We start from the raw sequence: 6212 nt of genomic DNA on the forward strand, positions 1-6212 counted from the left end.
TGCCAGCCATAAGACACCAGCCGTAAAGCGTTGGCTCAAGGCACACCCACGCTTCCATTTGCACTTCACGCCGACCTCGGCCTCTTGGCTCAACATGGTCGAGCGCTTCTTTGCCGAGATCACCCGAAACCGCATCCGCCGCGGCGCCTTTGAGAGCGTCGCCGAGCTCAAGCGTGCGATCATGGAATACCTGGAAAACCACAACGCCGCCCCAAAGCCCTTTATCTGGACCAAATCCGCGGGTGAAATCCTCGAAAAAGTCCCCCGCGCGAAACAAGCGTTAGAGTCACAACACTAGCCACTCGGAGTACCGCATTTTCGAATGAAAGCAGCGAAAATCGCGATAGCTTATGCCTGTCGCGTCACGGCGTTCTTGTACCGCACCATCAAGCGTAGATTGAGCGGGCAAGATCAGTAAGGCCATGATGAGTGCCTGAAGAAACGAGCGCGCCTAGGAAAGATCGTATGAGAGGCCGCACGACCGTGCGACTCGGTTCCGTCTCGCGGCGCCGTGCGTGCGCTTCTTAAAGCGGATCCCCACTGCGCAGCGAGGGCCGTCGGCAGACCGCCGATGCAGGTCGCAATTTGGCTGTTCGCCGGGCCGCTCCGTGAGCTTTGAGACGAGATAAGTTGCCAGGTCGCGAGACTAGGGCGGATCGAACTCAGGTAACGGAGGCCTTTGCTAACCGCCCACGTCCAATTCGCGAGCGATCTCCACCAAAGTACGCGCCGCAATAACCGAAAGCGGAACACGCCATCGCATCTGCGCAAGCACGCATCCAATTATTCGATGAGCGTCATCCCACTGTGCAAATACAGAGCCAAGAGGACGAGCCAACGAGACGCCGGGACGATAAGCGCGAGGCAGTCCAAATGGGAAGACAGAAGGGGCTTCAGATGCGAGTTTCGAATACTGCAGACCGGCGGCGGCTCAATCGCCGCTTTATCGACGCCGCGCTTTGGTTGGCTGCGAGCGTTGCGCCGGTAGCAGGAGCGACGGGTGCCCATGCCCAGACGACTGATCTCGGGACTGTTCAGACCTCGGATAGTGCGGGCGATGTCAATTCTGCCGTCTATCAAGCGCCGACGACAACGCCCCTGACCGTGACGCAGCCGACCTCCGTCATTGACAAGCACTATATCGAGAACAACATTCCGCAGACGGCGAACTTCGATAAGATCATCAACGTTGCACCTAGCGTGATGGTCCAGCCGAGCGGACTCGGCGGAACCGATGCCAAGATATCGATCCGCGGTTTCCAGAGCGGCCAATTCAACGTCACGCTCGACGGAATTCCGCTTCGAAGCTTCAACCTCACCCAGCGCAGTAGTAATATGGTCATGACGAACGATCTCGGACAGGTCATCGTCGACCGTGGCCCGGGTACGGCGTCGACCGTGGGCGATGCGACGTTCGGCGGCACCGTGGCACTCCAAACCAAATCGCCAATGTCGACCTTGGCCACCACGGCGACCACGAGCTACGGCAGCTTCAACACCCAGCTCTACGGCATCCAGCTTGATTCCGGTCAAATCAAAAGCGCCAATAGCGCCTCGTTCTTCCTTGACGCGCAGTTTACGAAAAGCGACGGCTATTTTACCAACGTGAACAGTGAGCGGGAAAACGTGGCGCTGAAGCTTCAGCAGCCGCTCAGCGACAACACGACGCTCACCTTCGTATCGATTTCCAATAATGCGGTACGAAACCTTTTTCTGGGTGCGTCGCGCGCTCAGATCGCGGCCTACGGCCCGAACTATGGATTGTCCTCCTCCCCTAACAGCCAAGGATACGCGGGTTACAACCGCGAGCTTTGGAAGACTGATTTCGAATACCTCGGCCTGAAGTCCGACTATGGCGACGGCTGGCATCTCGACAACAAGCTGTACACGTACAATTTCACCAACGTACCACAGTTTGTGGGACTCGATGTGAGTGGCAACTCCAGTAACGGCACGATCTTCGGCGCCACCAACGTGCCGGGCTCGAACGGTCCTGGAACCTACCGTTCCTATGGCAATGTGATCGCGCTCACGAAAGATCTGCCTGACGGCGCCGTGAAGGTGGGGGCATGGGCCGACCACATGTCGGGCCATCGCGCTTACTACAACGTCGACCTGACGTTGGCGGATCAATACATTTCCACCAACTTTAATCAGGGCGTCGCGCTGGATACCGTTCAGCCGTACGTCGAAGCAGACTGGAAAGCGCTGCCCGGCCTGACGATTACGACCGGCGCGAAATATGCCTATGTCAAGCGCAGCTACAATTCGCTCGTCGATCCTAACACGGGGGGGGCGCTGGATTACTCCAAGACCTGGACGAAGGTTCTGCCCTCGCTTGCCGCGAACTACAAGCTTTCCGCCAACTGGTCGGTTTATGCCCAGGCCGCGGAAGGCTTCTTGACCCCACCCTCGGTTGTGCCCAGCGGCTCCAATATCCAACCTCAAACCACCTGGAATTATCAGGTTGGCACGAGCTACCAGAGTAAGAATTTCACGCTTGCCGGGGACGTCTACTACATCGACTTCAACAATATGATCGCATCGCGGACAGTCGGCGGCATTAAGAGCTTCTTCAACGCTGGCGGTGCGATCTACCAGGGCGTGGAAGTCGAAGGAACAGTCCACGTAGGTAATGGCTTCAGCGTTTTCGCCAACGGCAGCCTCAACAGCGCGAAGAACAAGCAGACTGGGCAATGGATTGCCGAGGCGCCGAACGCTACAGCTGCGGCTGGCCTGATCTACCAAGAGGGCAACTGGTACGCCTCGCTGACGGATAAATGGGTAGGTTCTCGGTTCGGCGACGTCGGGGAAACGCAACCGCTGTCACCGTTCAATCAGCTCGACATGGCCGTCACCTACAAGGTTAAGAACCCTCTGCCCAATCTGGCGGCGGTGATTGCAAAATTTGGGATCAGCAATATCCTCGACAATCGTACAATTGTGGATTTCGCCGGCTATTCCGGCGTTTCGGTAACGCCGCTGTTCTACACGCAGATCGGCCGGAACATCTATAGCAGCCTGACTGTGCAGTTCTGACTGCAAATCATCACCGAAGGAACAAACATGAATATGACCCTGGATCGTCTCACCGAGCTCGCGGCGCAGTCCGATGGCATCCTCTACGTAATGGCCGTCCTTCTATTAATTGCGTTGACCGTGATTATCGATCGCTTCTGGTTCCTTGGCCGGACCATCCGTCGCGGAAAGCGCGTCACAGCTACCGTTGCGCAATTCGCGCACCTGGACCGGAAGACGCTTGCAGACCTCGTCGAGAAATCGCCCCGGCTGCCACACCGCGCCTTGCTGGAAGTGCCACTTCACCATTCCGAGCTGAAGGATCCGCATCGAATGTCCGAACTGCTGGAGGAAGCAATCCTATGGCAGGTTCCCAAGCTGGATAGCCGGTTGTGGTTGCTCGACACGATCGTGACGCTGGCGCCTTTGCTTGGCCTTCTCGGCACGATCGCCGGGATGGTCAAGGTGTTCGCGGTCCTCGGCGACGCCGGCAACGCGGCGACCCAGATCACCGGCGGCGTCGGCGAGGCTCTGATCGCGACCGCATGCGGCCTGCTCATCGCCATTGTCGGTCTCGTTTGCTTCAACAGCCTCAACAACTGGACGCGGCTCATCGTCCATCAACTTGAGACCTTGAAGATTTCCATGGTCAACCGTCTCGATGCACCTCGGGTAGCTTCAGGGGAAAGGCGTGCTTACAGTCCCGCAATCCACCCCGTTGCGAATACGGGAACCTAACCGATGCGATATTTGGAGGTGCGGAAAGGCCGCATAGAAATCATTCCGATGATCGACATCATGCTATTCTTGTTGGTGTTCTTCATCATGATCACACTGCGAATGATCCCGGCGACGGGGATCGCCTCGCAACTTCCGCAAAGCAGCACCGCGCAAGACCTGCCCCGTCCGAAGATCGTCGTCACGTTGTTTACCGACGGGAGCATTGAGACCGATGGTCAAAAACTATCCATCGACGAGCTGACGGCCAAGTTGGCCAACGAGCCGGACCGCGAGAAGGCTGCCGTCACCATTGCCGGCGCCGGTACCGCCACACTGCAGAACCTGCTCGCTGTGATGGATGCATGCCGCAAGGCGGGCATCGTTCAGGTGGGACTCGCCGCGAAGGACGCCCGGTAAGGGTGCAATCGTCATGACCATTGCGATAGCCGATCATTTCAGCCCACCGAAGGAGCGCTCCGCGCTGCGCGCTTCGTTTGCCGCTGCGCTATTGCTGGAGGGCCTCTGTTTTCTTGCCGTCGTCGGCTGGCTCACACAACGCCCGGCCAAAATCGAGTCGTCGGCGCCAACCATGCAGATCTCGCTGGTGGCCGCTCCGCCTGCGCCGGCCGATGCTCCGGCGGAACCGCCTCCCGTGGTCGCGGAAACTCCGCCGGTACCGGAAGAGACTCCCCCGGTACCTGAAGAGCCTCAGATTACTCCACCGCCCCCGGAGGGGCCTCCACCGTCGGCGGAGGTTGCTCCACCAGAACCCACTCCGCCGCCTCCGAAGGCGGAAGCGCCGGTCGCGCGCCCGAAGCCGGCAAAACCGCCGCAGCAGGTCAACAGGAAACCGGTCCCGCGACCCGCGCAGCAACAAGCGGCAGCTAGCGCGGCGCCGAGCGCTGGCGCGATGTCGAGCTTTCAAGGCCAAATGCGGCGAGCTGTCGAAAGCGCGCTGGTCTATCCAGCATCTGCGCGTGCATCAGGCCAGCATGGTCGTGCCCGCGTAATGTTCGACTTTCTGGACGGACGCGTCTCGGCAGTCAGATTGGCGCAATCGAGCGGATCTTCGCTTCTCGATCAGGCGGCACTCGCCACCGTCAGAAGCGCGCATTATCCGCTTCCGCCCCCCGAACTGAGCCACCAAACGCTTCATCTCAGCGTCTACGTTGAATTCAAGGCAGGGCAGTGATTGCCGCGCGCGATGTTTGAGCGAGGGCCGCAACTGAGATTGAACATTGACCTTGGCGCGAAGGGCAGGCAAACGAGAAAGCGTTAGACTTGCTTTATTAACCAGAAGATTCGAATACCATCATCGCGTTGAATAACGGGCACGAGCCACGTATCCTGCTCATGGCGGGAAAACATGGCAACGAATTCGAAGGCCAGATCATATTGACAAGGCGGGCGCGGGAGCGGACCTCCATCACTCGCAATTGCTGCTCTTTCAAACAAAATCGTAGAGCGGAATAGACATCTCCTGCCGCCGGCGCACTGCCGGCGCGATTCGCATGACCTCGGTGTCGAGGACCTGACTCGGACGCCCCCGGTCCTCAACGGCTCGACTTGGCGCTTACAGTTGAGCATGTAGTCAATCGGCTTTATGACGTTGGACGAGCGGGAGAGCGTTGCACGCTGCGCCCGCGGCCAAGCCTCAAAATCGCCCAGCAATGGCGCACTTCTCTCTTGGCGGACCCGCAGACGCTCTTCAGCACTCAGCTCGTGGATCTTGCGCTCAGTCTCGAACAGCTGATCGATCCGACGGACTGCTCCAGCGCGATCGGCGAGATAGTCGTCACTACGCGTCCGCGCCGCTTGAGCTCGCCTGTGACCGGGAGGCGGTCCACTAGCTTTTTGCGCGGGGTCGGTTACCAGTCATTCAGAAGAATGAATCGTAACCATCCATGTAGACGTAAAAGGTCAATCCGATCGCCGTTGCGATTTTCAGCGGACCTCACGATTCTCAGCCGGGAAAGTCCCAATCAATTTTGCGCGGGGAGTAGCTCGGCAGGTCGGCCAAAGTCCTCCGTCATGTACCGCTCTTGTTCCTTGGTTCTGAGCAGCTCATTGTTCTTCAGGGCGTTGCCGGCGGGTTGTAGGCGTAACTCAGATCAAACGCAGTATTGTGCATCACGCCAGAGGCCAAAGCTCCACTTCGGAGGAATTGCCAAGATTGGCGCTAGTGTTCCGTCACTGACAGACGATTCACAAATTGGCGCAAACCTGCGAGTCTGCGCCGATGAGGAAGCTCGAGCAGATTGCGGTCAGCACAGCCGATCGCGAACGATTGGAGCGGCTGGTCCGGGACCGGAACACGCCGCAGAAGGTGGTTTGGCGAGCACGGATCGTGCTGCTGGCGAGCGATGGGTCGACGGCGGAGGCGATCGCGGCAGTGGCTGGCAAGAGCCTGCTGACAGTCCGCCGCTGGCGCCGTCGCTATGTGGCGAAAGGTGTGGACGGACTTCTGAAGGACG

Annotated in this window: 6 protein-coding genes and 1 pseudogene; 6 read left to right on the top strand and 1 reads right to left on the bottom strand. The window is 58.9% G+C overall.

Features of this window, described 5'->3' with window-relative positions; translation table 11 throughout:
- From J6497_RS40080 to J6497_RS41465, 5 genes are all read left to right on the top strand, one after another.
- The coding region (locus tag J6497_RS40080; protein WP_225707744.1) for a transposase at positions 1–298 on the top strand (298 nt) is incomplete at its 5' end.
- Between the two features lie 575 nt (positions 299–873).
- The gene (locus tag J6497_RS40085) at positions 874–3039 is read left to right on the top strand and encodes a TonB-dependent receptor (protein WP_225709656.1); all 2166 of its coding nucleotides are present in this window, start codon (positions 874–876) and stop codon (positions 3037–3039) included.
- Positions 3040–3066: 27 nt separating this feature from the next.
- On the top strand, positions 3067–3756 hold the full coding sequence (locus tag J6497_RS40090; protein WP_225709657.1) for a MotA/TolQ/ExbB proton channel family protein: 690 nt from the start codon (positions 3067–3069) through the stop codon (positions 3754–3756).
- 3 nt (positions 3757–3759) lie between these two features.
- On the top strand, positions 3760–4155 hold the full coding sequence (locus J6497_RS40095) for an ExbD/TolR family protein (RefSeq protein ID WP_225709658.1): 396 nt from the start codon (positions 3760–3762) through the stop codon (positions 4153–4155).
- Between the two features lie 13 nt (positions 4156–4168).
- Complete coding sequence (locus tag J6497_RS41465) at positions 4169–4930, top strand: energy transducer TonB (protein ID WP_283846077.1); 762 nt, start codon at positions 4169–4171, stop codon at positions 4928–4930.
- 389 nt (positions 4931–5319) lie between these two features.
- Here J6497_RS41465 and J6497_RS40105 read toward each other — a convergent pair.
- Positions 5320–5555: pseudogene (locus J6497_RS40105) on the bottom strand (IS66 family transposase); the annotation flags it as partial.
- 422 nt (positions 5556–5977) lie between these two features.
- Between J6497_RS40105 and J6497_RS40110 the strand changes: the two are divergent.
- A partial coding sequence (locus J6497_RS40110) for a helix-turn-helix domain-containing protein (protein ID WP_225709660.1) occupies positions 5978–6212 on the top strand: 235 nt, incomplete at its 3' end.

The sequence above is a fragment of the Bradyrhizobium cenepequi genome (genome assembly GCF_020329485.1).
GTDB classification, from domain to species: domain Bacteria; phylum Pseudomonadota; class Alphaproteobacteria; order Rhizobiales; family Xanthobacteraceae; genus Bradyrhizobium; species Bradyrhizobium cenepequi.

Coding starts and splice junctions, on each gene's coding strand:
- J6497_RS40095 (WP_225709658.1), top strand. CDS start 3,760: ATGCGATATTTGGAGGTGCGGAAAGGCCGCATAGAAATCATTCCGATG.
- J6497_RS40090 (WP_225709657.1), top strand. CDS start 3,067: ATGAATATGACCCTGGATCGTCTCACCGAGCTCGCGGCGCAGTCCGAT.
- J6497_RS41465 (WP_283846077.1), top strand. CDS start 4,169: ATGACCATTGCGATAGCCGATCATTTCAGCCCACCGAAGGAGCGCTCC.
- J6497_RS40085 (WP_225709656.1), top strand. CDS start 874: ATGGGAAGACAGAAGGGGCTTCAGATGCGAGTTTCGAATACTGCAGAC.